Origin of the sequence: Methylocaldum sp. GT1BB (genome assembly GCF_051027545.1) — a bacterium.
Classification (GTDB): domain Bacteria; phylum Pseudomonadota; class Gammaproteobacteria; order Methylococcales; family Methylococcaceae; genus Methylocaldum.
Genome location: NZ_CP194902.1, coordinates 325,334 through 343,854, shown reverse-complemented (window position 1 = coordinate 343,854; position 18,521 = coordinate 325,334). Strand labels below are relative to the sequence as shown.

Annotated in this window: 15 protein-coding genes; 10 read left to right on the top strand and 5 right to left on the bottom strand. The window is 55.5% G+C overall.

Translation table 11 applies throughout. The annotated features are described in order from the left end of the window. Window positions 1-15: 15 nt before the first annotated feature. Entirely contained in the window at window positions 16-483 is a 468-nt protein-coding gene (locus ACR2TX_RS02780) for a DciA family protein (protein WP_077728475.1), read from the bottom strand. A gap of 177 nt (window positions 484-660) precedes the next feature. Here ACR2TX_RS02780 and secA point away from each other — a divergent pair, with 177 nt between their 5' ends. From secA to ACR2TX_RS02740, 8 genes are all read left to right on the top strand, one after another. Continuing rightward, window positions 661-3,384, top strand: a complete 2,724-nt coding sequence (gene secA / locus ACR2TX_RS02775) for a preprotein translocase subunit SecA (protein ID WP_077728474.1) — start codon at window positions 661-663, stop codon at window positions 3,382-3,384. A gap of 11 nt (window positions 3,385-3,395) precedes the next feature. After that, a complete protein-coding gene (argJ, locus tag ACR2TX_RS02770; RefSeq protein WP_347257250.1) occupies window positions 3,396-4,607 on the top strand; it encodes a bifunctional glutamate N-acetyltransferase/amino-acid acetyltransferase ArgJ in 1,212 nt (403 codons plus the stop codon). 20 nt (window positions 4,608-4,627) lie between these two features. Then, entirely contained in the window at window positions 4,628-5,575 is a 948-nt protein-coding gene (locus ACR2TX_RS02765; protein ID WP_077728473.1) for a Nudix family hydrolase, read from the top strand. A 166-nt stretch (window positions 5,576-5,741) separates the two neighbouring features. Then, a complete protein-coding gene (gene glnA / locus ACR2TX_RS02760; RefSeq protein WP_077728472.1) occupies window positions 5,742-7,151 on the top strand; it encodes a glutamate--ammonia ligase in 1,410 nt (469 codons plus the stop codon). Between the two features lie 422 nt (window positions 7,152-7,573). Beyond that, the gene (glnL, locus tag ACR2TX_RS02755; protein WP_133717633.1) at window positions 7,574-8,647 is read left to right on the top strand and encodes a nitrogen regulation protein NR(II); all 1,074 of its coding nucleotides are present in this window, start codon (window positions 7,574-7,576) and stop codon (window positions 8,645-8,647) included. Then, entirely contained in the window at window positions 8,640-10,049 is a 1,410-nt protein-coding gene (gene ntrC / locus ACR2TX_RS02750; RefSeq protein ID WP_077728470.1) for a nitrogen regulation protein NR(I), read from the top strand. The genes glnL and ntrC overlap by 8 nt, the downstream gene beginning before the upstream one ends. 147 nt (window positions 10,050-10,196) lie before the next feature. Further along, window positions 10,197-12,701 (top strand): glycogen/starch/alpha-glucan phosphorylase, encoded by a 2,505-nt coding sequence (locus ACR2TX_RS02745; protein ID WP_077728469.1) that lies wholly within the window; start codon window positions 10,197-10,199, stop codon window positions 12,699-12,701. A gap of 8 nt (window positions 12,702-12,709) precedes the next feature. Further along, window positions 12,710-13,183, top strand: a complete 474-nt coding sequence (locus tag ACR2TX_RS02740; protein WP_077728468.1) for a tRNA (cytidine(34)-2'-O)-methyltransferase — start codon at window positions 12,710-12,712, stop codon at window positions 13,181-13,183. 11 nt (window positions 13,184-13,194) lie between these two features. On the opposite strand, the gene ACR2TX_RS02735 is transcribed toward ACR2TX_RS02740, so the two are convergent. The 4 genes from ACR2TX_RS02735 to ACR2TX_RS02720 are packed head-to-tail and all read right to left on the bottom strand — an operon-like array spanning window position 13,195 to window position 15,515. Next, window positions 13,195-14,208 (bottom strand): NAD(P)H-dependent glycerol-3-phosphate dehydrogenase, encoded by a 1,014-nt coding sequence (locus tag ACR2TX_RS02735; protein WP_434132397.1) that lies wholly within the window; start codon window positions 14,206-14,208, stop codon window positions 13,195-13,197. A 14-nt stretch (window positions 14,209-14,222) separates the two neighbouring features. Continuing rightward, window positions 14,223-14,684, bottom strand: coding sequence for a protein-export chaperone SecB (gene secB, locus ACR2TX_RS02730; RefSeq protein ID WP_077728466.1), 462 nt, complete (start codon window positions 14,682-14,684; stop codon window positions 14,223-14,225). Between the two features lie 50 nt (window positions 14,685-14,734). Beyond that, complete coding sequence (locus ACR2TX_RS02725; RefSeq protein ID WP_077728465.1) at window positions 14,735-15,184, bottom strand: rhodanese-like domain-containing protein; 450 nt, start codon at window positions 15,182-15,184, stop codon at window positions 14,735-14,737. 19 nt (window positions 15,185-15,203) lie between these two features. Next, window positions 15,204-15,515 carry an ArsR/SmtB family transcription factor gene (locus ACR2TX_RS02720; protein WP_077728464.1) on the bottom strand — a complete coding sequence of 104 codons (312 nt, stop codon included), beginning with the start codon at window positions 15,513-15,515 and terminating at the stop codon, window positions 15,204-15,206. A gap of 289 nt (window positions 15,516-15,804) precedes the next feature. On the opposite strand from ACR2TX_RS02720, the gene gpmI reads away from it, so the two are divergent. Both gpmI and ACR2TX_RS02710 read left to right on the top strand, forming a co-directional pair. Further along, a complete protein-coding gene (gene gpmI, locus ACR2TX_RS02715) occupies window positions 15,805-17,340 on the top strand; it encodes a 2,3-bisphosphoglycerate-independent phosphoglycerate mutase (protein WP_434132396.1) in 1,536 nt (511 codons plus the stop codon). 194 nt (window positions 17,341-17,534) lie between these two features. Next, on the top strand, window positions 17,535-18,506 hold the full coding sequence (locus ACR2TX_RS02710; RefSeq protein ID WP_434101532.1) for a murein hydrolase activator EnvC family protein: 972 nt from the start codon (window positions 17,535-17,537) through the stop codon (window positions 18,504-18,506). Window positions 18,507-18,521: the final 15 nt, after the last annotated feature.

Genomic DNA, 18,521 nt, shown 5'->3' with positions numbered 1-18,521 from the left:
TTTCGACGCTGTTTTTTATTGATTTTCTTTTCCGGGGTCGGCGTTCCTCAGTGCCTGCACTGTTGCGCTCAGCCGCAGCAGCGCTTCCTTAAGTTCCCCGGAAGATGTCGACAATGCGCTATTTTTCAGTACCTCGGCGGCGAAGCCGGATGGCAAGGCGAGAACTGGTTTGTCGAGAGGTCTTGCTGCGGCAGGCAGTGCGTTACGAATCAGTAAATCGTTGAACCGGTATCCGGTCGATTGCTGAACCTTGGATAAGAGGTGCAAGGCATAAAAGCGTATTTGTGAGGCCCAAGCCGGCGAGTCCACGTAAAGAATCAGGCGGTCCGGCTTGACCACGCAGTCTACACAATGGTCCGCAAGAAAGCCTGGCAGTGCTCTTTTTGCCACATCGAGTACGCGGCGGTGTTTTTCTACCTGGATCAGGAGCCCTTGGATCGCGGCGCCTTGAAATAGACCGGCAACGGATTCTGGTTGGCGCATCTTCGAAATCAGCCCTCCATGGTAGTCGCGGTTAGCCGAATCGAACCCAGCAAACCTGTTCGAATTTGCCTCAATTTCTCGCCAACGTCTGATATGGCCCTCGACTCATTATAAATACCATGGTTTTGCGGTATCATCGTTGGATTATTTTTCGTTTGGACTCGGAATTAAACCGCAATGCTAGGCAAGCTAGTAAAGAAGATCGTTGGCAGTCGCAACGAGCGAATCATCAATAGAAAAAGAAAACTCGTCAAGAAGATCAACGCGCTGGAACCTCAGTTCCAGAATCTATCCGATGAGGCGTTACGAGGGAAAACCCAAGAATTCAGAGACCGCCTGAACGAGGGTGAGATGCTCGATGCGTTACTCCCAGAGGCTTTCGCCGCCGTCAGGGAAGCATCTCGCCGCGTTCTGAACATGCGCCACTTCGATGTTCAGTTGATAGGCGGGATGGTGCTCCATGACGGGAAGATCTCGGAAATGAAAACCGGCGAGGGCAAGACGCTGGTCGCCACCCTGGCCGCTTATCTGAATGCACTGCCCGGTAAAGGCGTACATGTCGTCACCGTCAATGACTATTTGGCGCGCCGAGACTCCGAATGGATGGGCAAGCTCTATAACTTCCTCGGACTCTCCGTGGGCGTCATAGTCAGCAGTCTGAACGCGGAGCAGCGCCGGGAATCCTACGCGGCCGACATTACCTACGGTACCAATAACGAGTTCGGCTTCGATTACCTCCGGGACAATATGGCATTTTCCCGCGACCAGAGGGTGCAGAGGGAAAAATATTTTGCGATCGTCGACGAAGTCGACTCCATCTTGATCGACGAAGCCAGGACGCCTCTCATTATTTCGGGGCCGACCGAGGACCGCAGCGACCTTTACCATAAGATCAACGCCTTTATTCCTCATCTCAAGCGTCAGGAAAAAGAAGGCGCTCGCGGCGATTACAGCGTCGACGAAAAATCCCGGCAAGTCTACCTTACGGAGGAGGGGCACGAGCGCATCGAGCAGTTGCTGGTTCAGCAGGGATTGATCAATGCAGACGAAAGTCTGTACGACGCCGTCAACATCAGACTCATGCATTTCATCAATGCCGGATTGCGGGCTCACGCGCTGTTCCAGCGGGATGTCGACTATATCGTTAGGGAAAACCAGGTGATCATCGTGGACGAGTTCACTGGCCGCGCGATGCCGGGACGTCGTTGGTCCGAAGGGCTGCATCAGGCGATCGAGGCTAAGGAGAACGTTCCGGTTCAAAACGAAAACCAGACGCTGGCCTCCATCACGTTTCAGAACTATTTCCGCCTGTACGAAAAACTGGCCGGCATGACCGGTACGGCCGATACCGAGGCCCCGGAGTTTCATCAGATTTACGGCCTCGAAGTTGTCGTCATTCCGCCCAATAGGCCCATGGTCCGCCAAGATCTCGGTGATCTCGTCTACCTCACCGTTCGTGAGAAATACGGCGCCATCATCGAGGATATCCGCGAGTGCGTGAAACGCGGCCAACCGGTGCTGGTGGGGACTACATCCATCGAAAACTCGGAACTCTTGGCGACTTTCCTCCGTAAGGAAGGCATTCCGCATCAGGTGCTGAACGCCAAGCATCACGAGCAGGAAGCTCATATCATTGCGCAAGCCGGTCAGCCCGGTGCGGTCACTATTGCGACCAACATGGCGGGCCGCGGCACCGACATCGTTCTCGGCGGCAGCCTGGAAGAGGATTTGGCGGCTATCGATCCCAGCGATCAGGGGTCCGTCGCTCGCTTGAAAGAGGAGTGGAAAGTCCGTCACGCTCAGGTTGTGGAAGCAGGCGGCTTGCACGTCATCGGATCGGAGCGGCATGAATCTCGGCGCATTGATAACCAGTTGCGGGGACGGTCCGGACGGCAGGGTGACCCCGGCTCATCACGGTTTTATTTGTCCTTGGAAGATCCCTTGATGCGGATTTTCGCTTCCGATCGGGTGGCCGTGCTCATGCAAAAGCTGGGAATGAAGGAAGGCGAGGCGATCGAACACCCATGGGTGACACGGGCGATCGAGAGCGCTCAACGCAAGGTTGAAGCGCGCAACTTCGACATCCGCAAGCAGTTGCTGGATTACGACAATGTCGCCAACGATCAGCGCAAGGTGGTTTATCACATGCGTGACGAACTGATGGAGGCGGACGATATTTCCGAGGCGATCACGAACATGCGTCGGGACGTTGTCGGCCAGATATTCACCCAGTTCATTCCGCCGCACACCCTTGAAGAGCAGTGGGACGTCAAGGGTCTGGAAGACACGCTATTGCGGGAACTCGGATCGAAGCTGCCGGCGCAACAATGGCTGGATGAAGATTCGCGGCTGGATGAGGACCGCCTGCTCCAGAAAATCATCGATCAGCTGGATGCGGTTTATCAGGCAAAGAGTGCCGTTATAGGCGAATCGGTCATGCGTCATTTCGAGAAAACGGTGATGCTGCAAGTTCTCGATAACGCCTGGAAAGAGCATTTGGCGGCCATGGACCATCTGCGCCAGGGCATCCATCTACGCGGTTATGCGCAGAAGGATCCGAAGCAGGAATACAAGCGCGAAGCGTTCGAGATGTTCACCTCCATGCTGGACGGGATTAAACACGAGGTGATCGGCATCGTATCCAAGGTTCAGGTGCACAGCGAAGAAGAAGTCAATGTCATGGAGGAACAGCGCCGCGCCGTACCTCAAGAAATGCATTTCGAACATGCCGAGGCACACGCACTGACTGCGGAACCTGAAGAGGCGGAGGTCGAGGAAAAGCCGGTTAAACCACGGCCCGCACAGCCTTATATCCGGGACGTCGCCAAAGTGGGCCGTAACGAGCCTTGCCCTTGCGGTTCCGGGAAGAAATTTAAGCACTGCCACGGCAAATTGGATTGAAATCGCCGCGTATGAGCGTCTTGAGCGAAGAGTTGACCCTGGCAACCGTAAAAGGCGTCCGGCTCGGTGCGGCCTGTGCCGGCATCAAGCGGAACGATCGTGACGATATCGTGGTGATCGAAGCAGCCAAAGGGTCTACCTGTGCGGCCGTTTTTACCCGAAATGCCTTTTGCGCCGCGCCGGTGATCGTGGCGAGAGATCATCTCGGACACCATCCACGCTGGCTCTTGGTCAATTCCGGGAATGCCAATGCCGGAACCGGCCAGCGAGGGCTGGACGATGCTCGTCGGACCTGCCGGACGCTCGGCCGGCTGACCGGCGCGGCGGCCGAGCAGGTGCTTCCTTTCTCGACCGGTGTAATCGGCGAATATCTTCCGGTGGAAAAGATCGAATCGGCTTTGCCCAAAGCCCTGAGCGCCTTGGACGAGGCGGGATGGACGCGCGCGGCAAGGGCCATCATGACGACCGATACGCGGCCTAAAGGTGCAAGCCGGACTGTCAATCTGGCTGGAGTATCGGTGACCGTCACTGGCATCGCCAAAGGCGCCGGCATGATTCACCCCGATATGGCCACCATGCTGGCCTTCATTGCCACCGACGCGAAGGTTGAACCGGCTAGTTTGCAGGCTTGCTTGAGCGACGCCGCCGACGGTTCTTTTAATTTGATCACGGTGGACGGCGATACCTCGACTAATGACGCCTGCGTTCTGTTCGCAACGGGCGGAGCCGGTAATCCCGAACTTAGCCGGCAAAGCGTGGATTTCCCTCTCCTGGCCCGAGCGGTTCGGGAGGTTTGTGAAGACTTGGCTGAAGCCATCGTGCGGGACGGCGAAGGCGCCACCAAGGTGATGCGGATAGAGGTCCAAGAGGCCAGGGATGAAACCGAAGCGCGGAATGTGGCCAAGTCTATCGCCCATTCGCCTCTGGTCAAAACCGCTTTTTTCGCCAGCGATCCGAACTGGGGCCGGATTTTGGCTGCGATCGGTCGTTCAGGCTGCGCCGATCTCGATATATCGGGCGTTTCTATATGGTTGGGGAACGTGCTGATCGTGGAAAATGGAGGACGCGCCATGAGTTACACCGAGGAGGCCGGGAGAGCCGTGATGTCTGAGAATGACATCCTGATTCGCGTTGTGCTGGGGAGGGGGAGCGCGCATCAGCGTGTCCTGACGTGTGATCTCTCTTACGATTACGTCCGCATCAACGCGGAATATCGAACCTAGTCGAGGCTGAACGTATCCCGGTGAGCGGTTGCTCCGAGTTGCATGTAGCCGCCGGTGTCATCCGGAACGGACTCGGCCAAATTCTCATTGCGCGGCGCCTCGCCCACGTCCATCAAGGGGATCTTTGGGAGTTTCCGGGAGGCAAGCTGGAAGCCGGCGAAACCGCAAAGGAAGCTTTATCCAGAGAAATCCGCGAGGAGCTTAACCTCGAAGTGATAGAGGCATCGCCCTTGATTCGGATTCGTCACGCTTATCCGGAGCGTTGCGTACTGCTGGATGTGTGGCGGGTGGACCGGTTCGAGGGGACGCCAATCGGCATGCAGGGACAGCCGATTCGTTGGGTTTCGCCAGACGAATTGCCCGGCTTCGCATTTCCGGCCGCGAATCGCCCCATCGTAACGGCTGCCAGACTTCCCGATCAGTATGCGATTCTGGACGATGAATCGGGCGATGAGGCGCTTTTGCGCGAGCGTTTGCACCATCTGGTGTCGCGCAGAGCCGGTTTGATCCAATTACGGGCGCGCCGATTGGGTGTGCACCAATACGAGGCGTTGGCGCATTATGCTGTGGAGTACTGCCGGGAACGGGGCGCGATCCTACTTCTGAATGCGGATCCGTGCTGGGTGGTCGGGACGTCCGCCGCGGGGCTTCATCTTACGGCACAAAGACTGATGAGCTTGAGTGAACGGCCATTGGAGAAAGCCCGGTGGGTTGCCGCATCTTGTCACAATCTCGGTGAACTGAAGCACGCGGAGCGAATCGGCGTCGATCTGGCCGTTCTTGCCCCTGTGCTGTCCACGCCCACCCACCCCCATGCCGTGCCGCTAGGATGGATAACTTTTGCCGAGTTGGTGGATCAGGTAAATATTCCGGTCTTCGCTTTGGGGGGGGTGTCTCCAGCGGATGTGGACGTTGCAAAGTCCCATGGGGCTCAGGGCGTGGCGGGAATTCGCGGATTTCTTCCGTAAACGGCACTGAAATGGGTCGTATGCACATTAATGGTGCGTTTTTGTTTTGCGAACAAGTTGTTGCACTATTGTAATTCCGGGAGATAACAGCGTTTTTCTATTGGTACAATTTTTGTTTAATTACCCGCTTGAGATTTTTACAACCCTAATATTCGGGAGATAAAGAATGACGCCACAAGATGTACTTCAGCTGATGAAGGAAAAGGAGGTCAAATACGTTGATTTGCGGTTTGCCGACACTCGGGGCAAGGAACAGCATGTTTCCATTCCGGCGCACAGTGTGGACGAGGACATGTTCGAAGACGGCAAGATGTTCGACGGTTCGTCTATTGCGGGCTGGAAGAGCATCAACGAGTCGGACATGATCCTGATGCCTGATCCGACGACGGCGGTTATCGATCCGTTTTTCGACGATCCAACCCTGATTTTGCGCTGCGATATCGTCGAGCCCTCTACCATGCAGGGTTATGAGCGCGATCCTCGCTCCATCGCCAAACGTGCTGAAGCTTACATGAGATCCACGGGCATCGCGGATACCGCGCTGTTCGGGCCAGAAAACGAATTCTTCGTATTCGACGATGTGCGCTGGGGCGTTTCCATGCAGGGTTCGTTCTATAAAGTCGATTCCGAAGAAGCCAGTTGGAACACCGAAAAAGTTTACGAAGACGGCAACATCGGCCATCGTCCCGGCATCAAAGGCGGCTATTTTCCGGTGCCGCCCGTTGACTCCATGCAGGACTTGCGCGCGGCCATGTGCAATACGCTCGAAGAAATGGGGCTGATCGTCGAGGTTCATCACCACGAGGTGGCGACCGCCGGACAGTGCGAAATCGGCGTCAAGTTCGGTACGTTGGTCCGGAAGGCGGATGAGGTGCTTACCCTCAAATACGTGGTACACAATGTCGCTCACGCTTACGGCAAGACCGCGACCTTCATGCCGAAGCCGCTGGTCGGCGACAACGGCAACGGCATGCATGTTCATCAATCACTGTCCAAGGGTGGCGTGAACTTGTTTACCGGTGATTTGTATGGCGGCCTTTCTGAGTTGGCGCTGTTTTACATCGGCGGCATTATCAAGCATGCGAGAGCTTTGAATGCCTTCTGCAACCCGTCCACCAACAGCTACAAACGCTTGGTGCCGGGGTTCGAGGCGCCGGTCATGTTGGCTTATTCCGCCCGCAACCGATCGGCATCGATCCGCGTTCCGTATGTCACTAATCCGAAAGCGCGCCGCATTGAGGTTCGTTTCCCTGATTCCACCGCCAATCCATATTTTGCTTTCGCAGCCATGCTGATGGCCGGTCTCGACGGTATCCAAAACAAGATTCACCCGGGCGACGCCATGGACAAGGATCTTTACGATTTGCCGCCGGAAGAGGAGAAGAGCATTCCGCAGGTTTGTCATGCGTTTGATATGGCGCTGGATGCATTGAGTGCGGATCGCGAATTCCTGACTCGCGGCGGCGTCTTCACCAATGATGCGATCGATGCGTACATCGACCTCAAGATGCAGGAAGTCACCCGTCTGCGCATGAGCACGCATCCGGTTGAATACGATATGTATTACAGCCTCTAAACGGCTATTCGGCCCGAATCTGAAAACGCCCCTTTATGGGGCGTTTTTTTTTGTTCGGGTATTTTCCGAATCCGAGACGCTATAGAGAGCTCGCGTAAAGAGTAGTCTGGCGATTCATTCGGCTGAACAAGGCTGTCTATCCCAGTGACAAGTCCGAAAGGGCGAATGTGAGCTCAAAAGTGACTGGCTCGGGCGGTAGCGCCTTTGTCGAGTGTTGGATTATCTATATTGGTAAATTCCGAAATAACTTCAAATGGAACAGATGTTTCAGCAAATCGGTCTAATATGCACCAAGATGGTGCGCATTGCCTGAGGTTCTGTGGCCGCGAGTGTCCGCTGCTGAGTTCTATAGGTCTTGAGGCACCTACAATCAAGCGCAGCTTGCATGGACAATTGGCCTCCATCTTGCTTTTCAAATCGTAATGAATAACCCAGATCCCATTCCACTATATCAACGCATCCTCGATCATTTAACGGACGCCGTGTTGGTTTTCGATCCCGCGTACCGCCTGATTTATATCAATGTGGCCGGGGAAATGTTGTTCGCAGTGAGTGCACGACAGGTTCTGGGTTCGGGGGCCAAAGAGCTTTTCTTTCTATACGATCAGAACATCGAGAAAGATTTGAAACGAACCTTGCAACAGGGTGAATCGTTGACCAAGCGAAATTTGTCGTTGGGTCTTCCGTCTCAAGCTATTACGGTCAATTTCACGATCACGCCGATGCTGGAGCAGGATAAACCGGTCGCCGCATTGGTGCAGATTGAACAGGTGGATCGGCATTTGCGCATCTCCATGGAAGAGCAGCTTCTGGCACAGCAGAACGCCGCTCGCATGCTGTTGCGGGGATTGGCCCACGAAATAAAGAACCCTTTGGGCGGTCTGCGCGGTGCGGCGCAGTTGCTCGACAGGGAGTTGGTCGAAGAAGAGATGCGGGAGTATACGAAAATCATCATGGAGGAATCCGACCGCCTGCAATCGCTGGTCGACCGGATGCTTGAGCCCAACAAACCGCCGCGGAAAAGCCGGCTCAATATCCACCGGGTACTGGAGAGAGTGCGTCAGTTGGTGCAGGTGGAGGCTCCTCCAAGCGTCGTCATCGAAAGAGACTACGACCCGAGTTTGCCGTTGGTGAATGGCGATAGCGATCAGCTGATTCAAGCGATCTTGAACATCGTGCGCAACGCGGCGCAGGCGGTAGGGAAGAAAGGGCACATCCTGATTCGCACGCGCATCCATCGCCAGGTGACCATTGGTCATAGGCGCAACCCGATGGCCGTCAAGATCGACATCATCGATGATGGTCCGGGTATCAAGCCGGAGTTGCTCGGTCAGATTTTTTACCCGATGGTAACCGGGCGCGCTGACGGTACCGGTTTAGGCCTGTCGATCGCACAGTCCTTGATCAATCAGCATGGTGGATTGGTCGAGTGCTCGAGTTCCCCGGGCAACACGGTTTTTTCTATTTTCCTGCCTTTGGAGAAGGACCATGAGTAGTTCAGCCCAAGTATGGGTGGTTGATGATGATCGCTCGATCCGCTGGGTCTTGGAAAAGGCCTTGCAAAAGGCATCGATACACGCGCGCTGTTTTTCGAACGCCGGCGGATTGCTCGATGCTCTCGATCAGGGCAAGCCCGATGCCATATTGACCGATATTCGGATGCCGGGCATGGACGGGCTGGAGCTTTTGCGGCAGCTGCAGATCAAGCATCCGCAACTTCCCATCATCATCATGACGGCGCACTCGGATCTGGAGAGCGCGGTCTCGGCATTCCACGGCGGCGCGTTCGAATATCTGCCGAAGCCGTTCGATGTGGACGATGCCGTTGATCTGGTGCAGCGTGCATGCGCACAAAGTCAGCGCGCGCGGCAAGAGCAAGGTCCGCCCGAGGTGGCCGAGGAAACGCCCGAAATCATCGGGGAGGCGCCGGCCATGCAAGAGGTTTTTCGCGCCATCGCGCGACTCGCCCGCTCCCACATCACCGTTCTGATCAACGGCGAATCGGGGACCGGGAAAGAGTTGGTTGCGCGGGCGCTGCACCGCCATAGTCCACGGGCCGACAAGCCTTTTATCGCCCTCAATATGGCGGCGATCCCCCGCGATCTGCTGGAATCCGAATTGTTCGGCCACGAACGCGGTGCGTTTACCGGCGCGCAGGCTCGCCGCGCCGGGCGTTTCGAACAAGCCGACGGAGGCACGTTGTTCTTGGACGAGATCGGCGATATGCCCGCGGATTTGCAGACCCGTTTGTTGCGCGTGTTGGCCGACGGCGAGTTTTTTCCCGTTGGTGCGCACGCACCGGTCAAGGTGGACGTCCGCATTATTGCCGCCACTCATCAAAATCTGGATACGCTTGTCGCCGAAGGCCGTTTCCGGGAGGACTTGTTCCACAGGTTGAACGTCATCCGCATTCACCTCCCGCCCTTGCGGGAGCGTCGCCAGGATATTCCTTTATTGCTGAACCATTTCCTCAAGGAGGCCAGTCAAGAGCTGAAGGTGGAAACAAAAGTCTTGTTGCCGGATGTGGAGGACTATCTTTGTCGGCTCGATTGGCCGGGCAACGTGCGTCAGTTGGAGAATACCTGTCGCTGGATCACGGTTATGGCGGCGGGCAAGGAGGTTCATCTGGACGATCTGCCGCCGGAATTACTGAGTGTTAAGGCGAGTACCTCTACTGTCGTCGACAGTTGGGAAGATTGTTTCCGGCAATGGGTCGATAAGCGCTTGAGGCGTGGGGATAGAAATGTCGCAAAGGAAGCTATAGATTCAGCCGAAGGGATTTTGATCGCCACGGCGTTACAATTCACCCGCGGGCGTCGCCAGGAAGCAGCAAAGTTATTAGGTTACGGCCGCAATACATTGACACGAAAGATCAGCGAGCTGAGTCTGGACGTGTAAGAAATCGAGTACCGGCAAGCTTATCGTCAACAGCTCCGGCTTTGATGCGATAATCGCCCCTTTCCGGCTTTGTCGTCTGCGGACAGCCGCAGAGGAACGACGAGCTTTTCGTGCCCAATCTGAAATTGCCAAATAAGCGGACCGACTATGCCAAACCGAAGTCTTGTGAATAGTAAGCGAAAACCGTGGTTGACCGAGCTGCCTGCCTTGGGGTTGAAGGCCAAGGATTTGGCCGTGGACATCCGCCGTCATTTCAGCTACACGCTCGGCCGCGACAAGTACTGCGCATCCGCGCACTATGCCTACACGGCGGTCGCTTTGACGGTCCGCGACCGCTTGATGGAGCGGTGGAAGAATACGCATTACGCCTATGAGGAAGCGGACTGCAAGCGTGCTTACTATTTATCCATGGAATTCTTGATGGGGCGGACCTTGAGTAACGCCACGCTCAATCTCGGGATCGACGATCCTCTGCACGAAACTTTACACGACCTGGGGCTGGATCTAGAGGAGATCGTCGAGAGCGAGCAAGATGCCGGATTGGGTAACGGCGGGCTGGGTCGGCTGGCTGCTTGTTTCGTAGATAGCTGTGCGACGCTGCAGTTGCCGGTGATGGGCTACGGCATCCGTTACGAATATGGCATGTTTCGGCAAAACATCGAGGATGGCCATCAGGTCGAGGAGCCCGATCATTGGCTGCGGAACGGCCACGTCTGGGAGCTGGAGCGTCCGGAACTGACGGTGCGGATACGTTTCGGCGGGCGGACGGATACTTATGGCGGCGACGAATCCCACCCGAGGAGGCGCTGGGTGGATACCCACGATGTGCTCGCAGTGCCGTACGACATCCCGATTCCCGGTTACAAGAACGGTACGGTTAACACGCTGCGCCTGTGGAAAGCGGCTGCCACGGATGAATTCGATCTACAAGACTTCAATGCCGGAGATTACACCGAAGCGGTCCGTTCCAAGAACATGGCGGAAAACATCACCATGGTGTTGTATCCCAATGATGCAAGCGAGAACGGAAAGGAGTTGAGGCTACGCCAGCAATACTTTTTGGCTTCGGCCAGTCTTCAGGACGTCATCCGCAAATGGGTGCTGGTGCATGGCGAGGACTTCAGTCGGTTTGCGGAAAAGAATTGTTTTCAGCTCAACGACACCCATCCGAGTATTGCCGTAGCCGAGCTGATGCGCCTTTTGATGGACGAGCATGGGTTGCATTGGGATGAGGCTTGGGCCATCACCTCGCGTACCATGGCTTATACCAATCACACACTGCTTCCGGAAGCCTTGGAGAAATGGCCGGTGCGCCTGTTCCGGCAATTGTTGCCGCGGTTGCTGGAAATCATTTTCGACATCAACGCGCGATTCTTGGGTGAGGTCGCCAACCGCTGGCCGGGCGATCTGGACCGATTGGCGCGGATGTCCCTGATCGAGGAAGGCTGGGAGCAACAGGTTCGCATGGCTTACCTGGCCATCGTCGGGAGCTTTTCGGTCAACGGGGTGGCGGAGCTTCACTCCAATCTGCTCATGCAAGGGCTGTTTCGCGATTTTTACGAACTGTGGCCGAATAAGTTCAACAACAAGACCAACGGTATTACGCCTCGCCGCTGGCTGGCCGGGTGTAATCCCAAGCTTGCCTCGTTGATCACGGAAACGATAGGCGAGGGTTGGTTGACCGATCTGTCCCAACTCGGCAAGCTGGCCGCATATGCCGATGATTCTGCGTTTCGCCAACGCTGGAGGGAAATCAAGCGCCATAACAAGGAGCGTCTCTTACGCTATAAGAAAGCGGAGCTGGGCGTGGATATCGAACTGGATGCGCTGTTCGACGTTCAGGTTAAACGGATACACGAATACAAGCGCCAGTTGCTCAACGTACTTCATGTCATTCACCTCTATGACCGCATTAAGCGCGGCGATACGGCCAATTGGACGCCGAGGTGCGTCCTATTCGGCGGCAAGGCGGCACCGGGCTATGCCATGGCGAAGCGAATCATCAAATTGATCAGTAATGTGTCCAATGTGATCGATCGCGATGCTGCGGCCGGCGAGCTGCTCAAGGTGGCCTTCCTGCCCAATTACCGGGTGACTGCGATGGAATACATTTGTCCCGGCACCGATCTTTCCGAACAGATTTCGACCGCGGGTAAGGAAGCGTCCGGTACCGGCAACATGAAGTTCATGCTGAATGGGGCGCTGACTATCGGTACTCTCGATGGCGCCAATATCGAGATTCGTCAGGAAGTGGGGGCCGAGAATTTCTTCCTGTTCGGCCTCACCGCCGAGGAGGTGGAGGCGAAGCGAGGCCAATACGATCCCGAGTCCGTCATAAACGGCAATGACGACCTGCGCCGGGTGATGCATCTCTTGGAAAGCGGGCACTTCAACCAATTCGAACCGGGAATTTTCGATCCCATCATCCATGCCATAAAAAGCCCGCACGATCCTTGGATGACGGCTGCCGACTTTCAAAGTTACGTAGAAGCCCAGAGGCGCGCGGCCGCTGCTTACCTCGATCAAGAGCAGTGGGCAAGAATGAGCATCCTAAACTGCGCTGCTGGCGGCAAGTTTTCCACCGACCGCACGATTTCGGAGTACAACCGCGACATTTGGAAACTGGAGCCGATCCGCCCTCGGTGTGAATAAGTCCTAACGTGTTCCACATCGTCCTTTACGAGCCGGAAATACCGCCGAACACAGGGAATATCATCCGTCTCTGCGCCAACACGGGCGCTTGGCTGCATCTCATCCATCCCTTGGGCTTCCGGCTTGATGACGCCAGGTTGCGGCGCGCCGGCCTCGATTATCGGGAATGGGCAGATGTGCGGGAATACGGGGGACTGGATGAATTCTTGGAACGGGTTCGGCCGGAGCGGCTGTTCGCGCTCAGCACCAAAGGGCGGTGCTGCTACGCGGATGCCGACTTCCGCCCGAATGACGCCTTGCTGTTCGGTCCGGAGTCCAGGGGATTGCCGGAAACCTTGCTGGCTTCCTTGCCGAAGCCGCGCCTTCTTTACGTGCCTATGAAACCGGAAAGCCGCAGCCTGAATCTGTCCAATACCGTAGCGTTGGTGCTTTACGAAGCATGGCGGCAGAACGGCTTTTCGGGAGCGATTGAACGGGTTTGACCGAAGCAGGCTCAACCGGCCAAGGCTTCCGGCTTCTGTTCTCTCAGGAGTAGATTGTTGACGGCCTCTAAAGGCGCGAGCCCTTCGTAAAGGATTTTGTAGGTCTGTTCGGTAATCGGCATCTCGATCCCGAGACTTTGCGCCAGCTGGTAAATAACCTTCGTAGTAAGAATCCCTTCGATTTCTTGGCCGATTTCGGCCGCGACTTGCTCTCGCGGGAGCCCTTTGCCGAGCCCGAGGCCGAAGCGCCGGTTTCGAGATTGATTGTCGGTGCAGGTCAAAATGAGATCGCCGACACCGGCAAGTCCCATGAAGGTTTCCGGTTTGCCACCCAATGCCAAACCCAAGCGCATCATCTCTGCGAGTCCGCGGGTTATCAGCGCCGCACGGGAGTTGGCGCCGAAGCCCAGGCCGTCGGCGACCCCGGCGGCGATAGCCAGTACGTTCTTGGTCGCCCCGCCCAACTGAACGCCGATGATGTCTTCGGTGGTGTATGCGCGGAATCGGTTGTTATGAAGCAGCCCCGCCAGCATTTTGGCGAATTCGATCTCCCGTGACGCTACCGTAATGGCGGTCGGGAGATTGGCGGCCAAGTCGCGGGCGAAGCTTGGGCCGGACAGCACGGCGGCGGGAATGTCGGGTCCCAGAACGTCCTCCGTGACTTGGTGCAAAAGCTTTCCGCTTTGCAGTTCCAGACCTTTCGTGGCCCATGCGATCTTGGATTCCGGGGTGAGATGCGGTGCCAGGTCCATCAGGAGGTTTCTAAATGCATGGCTGGGCACCGCAACTACGAGAATTTCCGCGGTCTTAACGGCTTCTTCCAGATTCGCGACGACCCGGAGGTTGTCGGGAAAGCGCGCACCGGGTAAATAGCGCTCGTTGCACCGGGCGGCGTTGAGTTTGGCCAAATGTTCGGGGCGATGCCCCCAAAGCACAGTGGGATGGCCGTTGCGGGCTATCAAAAGGGCTAGGGCTGTGCCCCATGAGCCCGCGCCGAGAACTGATACAGCTGTCATGTGGGCGATTGCGGACTATCCCGTTAATGGCTTGTGGGGGCGGAGCCCTGCTGCTGTTGCATCTGCTGCATGTACAAGGCGTCGAAATTGATGGGGGCAAGGAGCATGGGCGGGAAACCGCCCTTGGTCACGAGATCGGAAACGGCCTCGCGCGCATACGGAAAGAGAACGTTCGGACAGTAGCTACCGATCAGAGGGCCGAGTTCTTGGTCGTCGAAGCCCGCCATCGCGAAAATCCCCGCTTGGCAGACTTCCACCAAATAAGCGGTTTTTTCGCCGAGTTTAACGGTTACCGTCGTGGTGAGACTGACCTCGTACAGATTTTCCTGAAGCTTTTGCGCATTGCTCGACAGGTTGAATTCGACCTTCGGTTCCCATTTGAGCGTGAATACCTCCGGCGAATTCGGCGTCTCGAAAGAGACGTCCTTAACGTAAATCTTTTGCAGGACGAACTGTCTTTCTGGCTGAGTGGTTTCTTCGGCCATGGATAATCCTTATTTGTTTCGTAAGCTTGGAAAAATCGGGAGAGGGCGAATTACTTGTTATTCCGCTTCTTAACGACGGGGTATTTTTGGTCTTCCCATGCGAGCATGCCGCCTTTCATTTCAAACACTCGGGTGAAGCCTAAACCGGTCAGTTTCTTGCAGGCCTGGGGAGATCGCGTGCCGGACTGGCAGGTTACGATAACGGGATTTTGTTTGTATGCCTCCAATTCCTGTGCTCGTTCCTCGAGTTTGCCCAAGGGAATGAATTTCGCATTTTCGATATGGCCGTTGGCATGTTCGTGCGGTTCGCGGACATCGATAATGATGGTGTTTTCATCATTCATCAGGTTTACGGCTTCCGTCGGCGAGATTACTTTGTGTTTACGGAAGGCGCTGTCGATAAAATCCTGAATCAGCAAAATCGTAACAATGAGCAAACCGCTGGCCATGATCCAGTGATTGCCCAGGAATTCCAACAGGCGGTCGGGTGTGACAGTCATAGAGAAAATTCGGCTCCAACTAATGATGACAAAATACTTCTTTCATCAGCTTGATCAGCTGCAGTGTGCGCTCGTCGTCAACGTAATAGTACACGCGGTTAGCGTCTTTCTTACAGGCGAGAATACCTTTATCGCGCAGAATGCCCAGATGCTGAGAGATATTGCTCTGAGTCGTGCCGACCTGCTCGACGATGTCCTGAACGCTGACTTTATTGTTCCCCAAAGTGCATAAAATCTTGAGTCGCAGCGGATGGGACATGGCTTTCAGGCAATAGGCGGCCTGCGCGATATCGGCATCTTCCGTAATCAGTATCTCGTTTGGTTTGGTCATCGGAGGCTTCGCATTGTAAGAGTTTGTGCGCTCTTTAGCCGCGATTGCTCGAGCAACACGGGGTTGCAAAAAAAAGTTAAAATACTACTCCGTTTTTCCCTTTGCCTAAGCCCATGGCGCCTCATTCTCAAATTCATATTTATCCGGCGATATTGAGTTCGAGGTCTTTTCCTTTCCGCGAAAGCGGCCGCTTGGCCATTGGGACATACTGATTTTTTCTGCGGGAAGCAACAAAGCCTTTATTGCCAGGCAAACGCGCAAAAACCGAGAGGGAGATTATACTTTGAAGTTGAATCGTCCTAAACCTGTTGTCCTCATCATTCTGGACGGTTTTGGTTACAGCGAAACCAAAGACCATAACGCTATCGCTCTTGCAAGAACCCCGACATGGACGAAGCTGTGGAATACTTGCGCGCATACGTTGCTCGATTGCTCCGGTGAAGTCGTCGGCTTGCCCGACGATCAAATGGGCAATTCCGAGGTGGGACATTTGCATTTAGGGGCGGGTCGACTTATCAATCAGGATTTTACGTTGATCAGTAAAGCGGCTAGGGACCGTTCGTTTTACACCAATCCCGTTCTGCGCGAAGCCGTGGACAAGGCCCTTCGGAACGATAAGGCACTCCATATTTTAGGACTGCTGTCGCCCGGCGGCGTTCACAGCCACGAAATTCACATTCATGCAATGGCGGAGCTCGCGGTTAGGAAGGGGCTGAGAAAGGTCTATGTGCATGCCTTTCTGGATGGGCGAGATACCCCACCCAAGAGCGCAGGCGACCCGATACGCAGAATGGATTCGAAGTTCGAAGAACTGGGGGCAGGGCGGATTGCATCCATTATTGGCCGTTTTTACGCGATGGATCGCGATAATCGCTGGGACCGTATCCAGCAGGCATACGACCTTATCGTGCAAGGAAAAGCCGATTACCGCACGGAAACGGCGATCGAGGGCTTGACGCTGGCTTACGAGCGGGGTGAGTCCGACGAGTTCGTCAAAGCGACTTCAATCGTTCCGGACGGTGAAGCGCCGATTACTCTCAAGGACGGCGATGTCGTGATATTCATGAATTTTCGGGCCGATCGCGCCCGAGAGCTGACGCGCGCACTCAACGAGGCCGATTTCGTGGGGTTTCGACGCGAGGTCGTTCCGAAGCTGGGTGGGTTTGTTACATTGACGGAATATCATCAAGACTTTACGTTTCCCGTCGCTTATCCGCCGCAAGACGTGACCAACAGCCTGGGCGAAGTCTTGTCGAAGCATGGTCTAAGGCAGTTGCGGTTGGCCGAGACTGAAAAGTACGCTCACGTTACGTTTTTCTTCAACGGCGGAGTAGAAACGCCCTTTCCCGGAGAAACGCGCATCTTGGTGCCGTCGCCCAAGGTCAAGACCTACGATCAGAAGCCGGAAATGAGTGCTCCTGAAGTGACGGATGAATTGGTCAAGGCGATCGAGTCCGGCGAGTACGACGTCATCATCTGTAACTACGCCAATGGGGATATGGTTGGTCATACTGGTAACCTGGACGCATCGATTCGGGCGGTAGAGGCTTTGGATGAGGCATTGGGTCGAGTCGTCGAGGCTCTCGACAAGGTCGGAGGCGAAATGCTGATTACGGCAGATCATGGCAATGTCGAGCAAATGATCGATCCTTCGACCGGCGAAGTTCAGACCGCGCACTCGGTTAATCCCGTGCCGCTCGTGTATAAAGGCAAAGCCGGTAGGTTAAGCGACGGAGGCGGTCTGGCCGATGTCGCGCCGACATTGCTCGCGATTATCGGGCTTGAAAAGCCGGCGGATATGACGGGGCGATCGTTGCTGATTTGAGGTTTGCCGTTTTGTCCTGTCACCGAGTCGCGCGAGTTTTCTGTCTGGCTCTAGCATTCAAAATGCCTTTCGCGGCGGCGGTCTCGGAACCAAAGGATCGTTTGGATGAACTAACTACGGTTCGGGAGCGTATTAAGACGGTCCAGAAGTCCAGGGACGCTCTAGAGTCGCGCAGACGAGCTCTGGTCGGGCAATTGAGCGGTATCGAGCGGGACTACGGACGTCTGGCAAAACGGCTTAAAGAGCTCGAGATTCAAGCGCAAGCCCAATTGCGGCATTTGAACGATTTGGAACGCCAATGCAGTGAGTTGCGGGCGGCAGTGAAAGCGCAATATAAAACATTGACAGGACAAGCTCGTGCGGCCTATGCCGCCGGCCGGCAAGATTGGCTGAAGCTGGTGTTGGATCAGGAAGACCCACGCCAGCTCAGTCGCGTGCTGGCTTATTACAATTATCTGAGTCAAGCTCGATTCTCGCTGCTGAGGGAGATGCAAAAGGATTTAACAACCGTTTCGCAATTGCAGCAGCAAGCGTCGGCCGAAGCGGCGAAGCTTCAATCCACTCGTGAGCAGGTAGCAAAAGATCGCCTCGAGTTGGATAAGTTCCGACAATCCCGACGCGAGGTTTTGGCCGACTTGGAACATAGCCTTCAGGATAAGGACGCCCAGCTGAGGCGGCTCCAGGAGGATGAAGAGCGCCTGCAAGATCTGGTTGCCGCCATTCGCCCTTTGTCGGACGACTCGGCGCGAGATCGGTCAGCCAGCAAAGGACCCTTTTCCGCCCTTTATGGTCAGTTAACATATCCGACGAAGGGTTCACTGCTTGAGTCGTTCGGCAGTCCGCGAGCGAGTGGCCGTTGGGATGGTGTCGTTATACGAGCACCGGAGGGCGCGCCGGTGCATGCCGTTGCGGCGGGGAGGGTGGCATACTCCGATTGGTTGCGGGGCTATGGCTTGTTGACCATTATCGATCACGGCGAGGGATATATGAGTCTCTACGCTTTCAATCAGAGTTTGTATAAGAATGTCGGGGACTCGGTGAACGGCGGTGATATCATCGCTACAGTCGGTGCCAGCGGCGGTCGTGCGGAGTCCGGACTTTATTTTGGCATTCGCGAAAAAGGAAGACCGGTGAATCCTATGTTATGGTGCAGTCACAAAGACTGACTTTTTACGGATTGA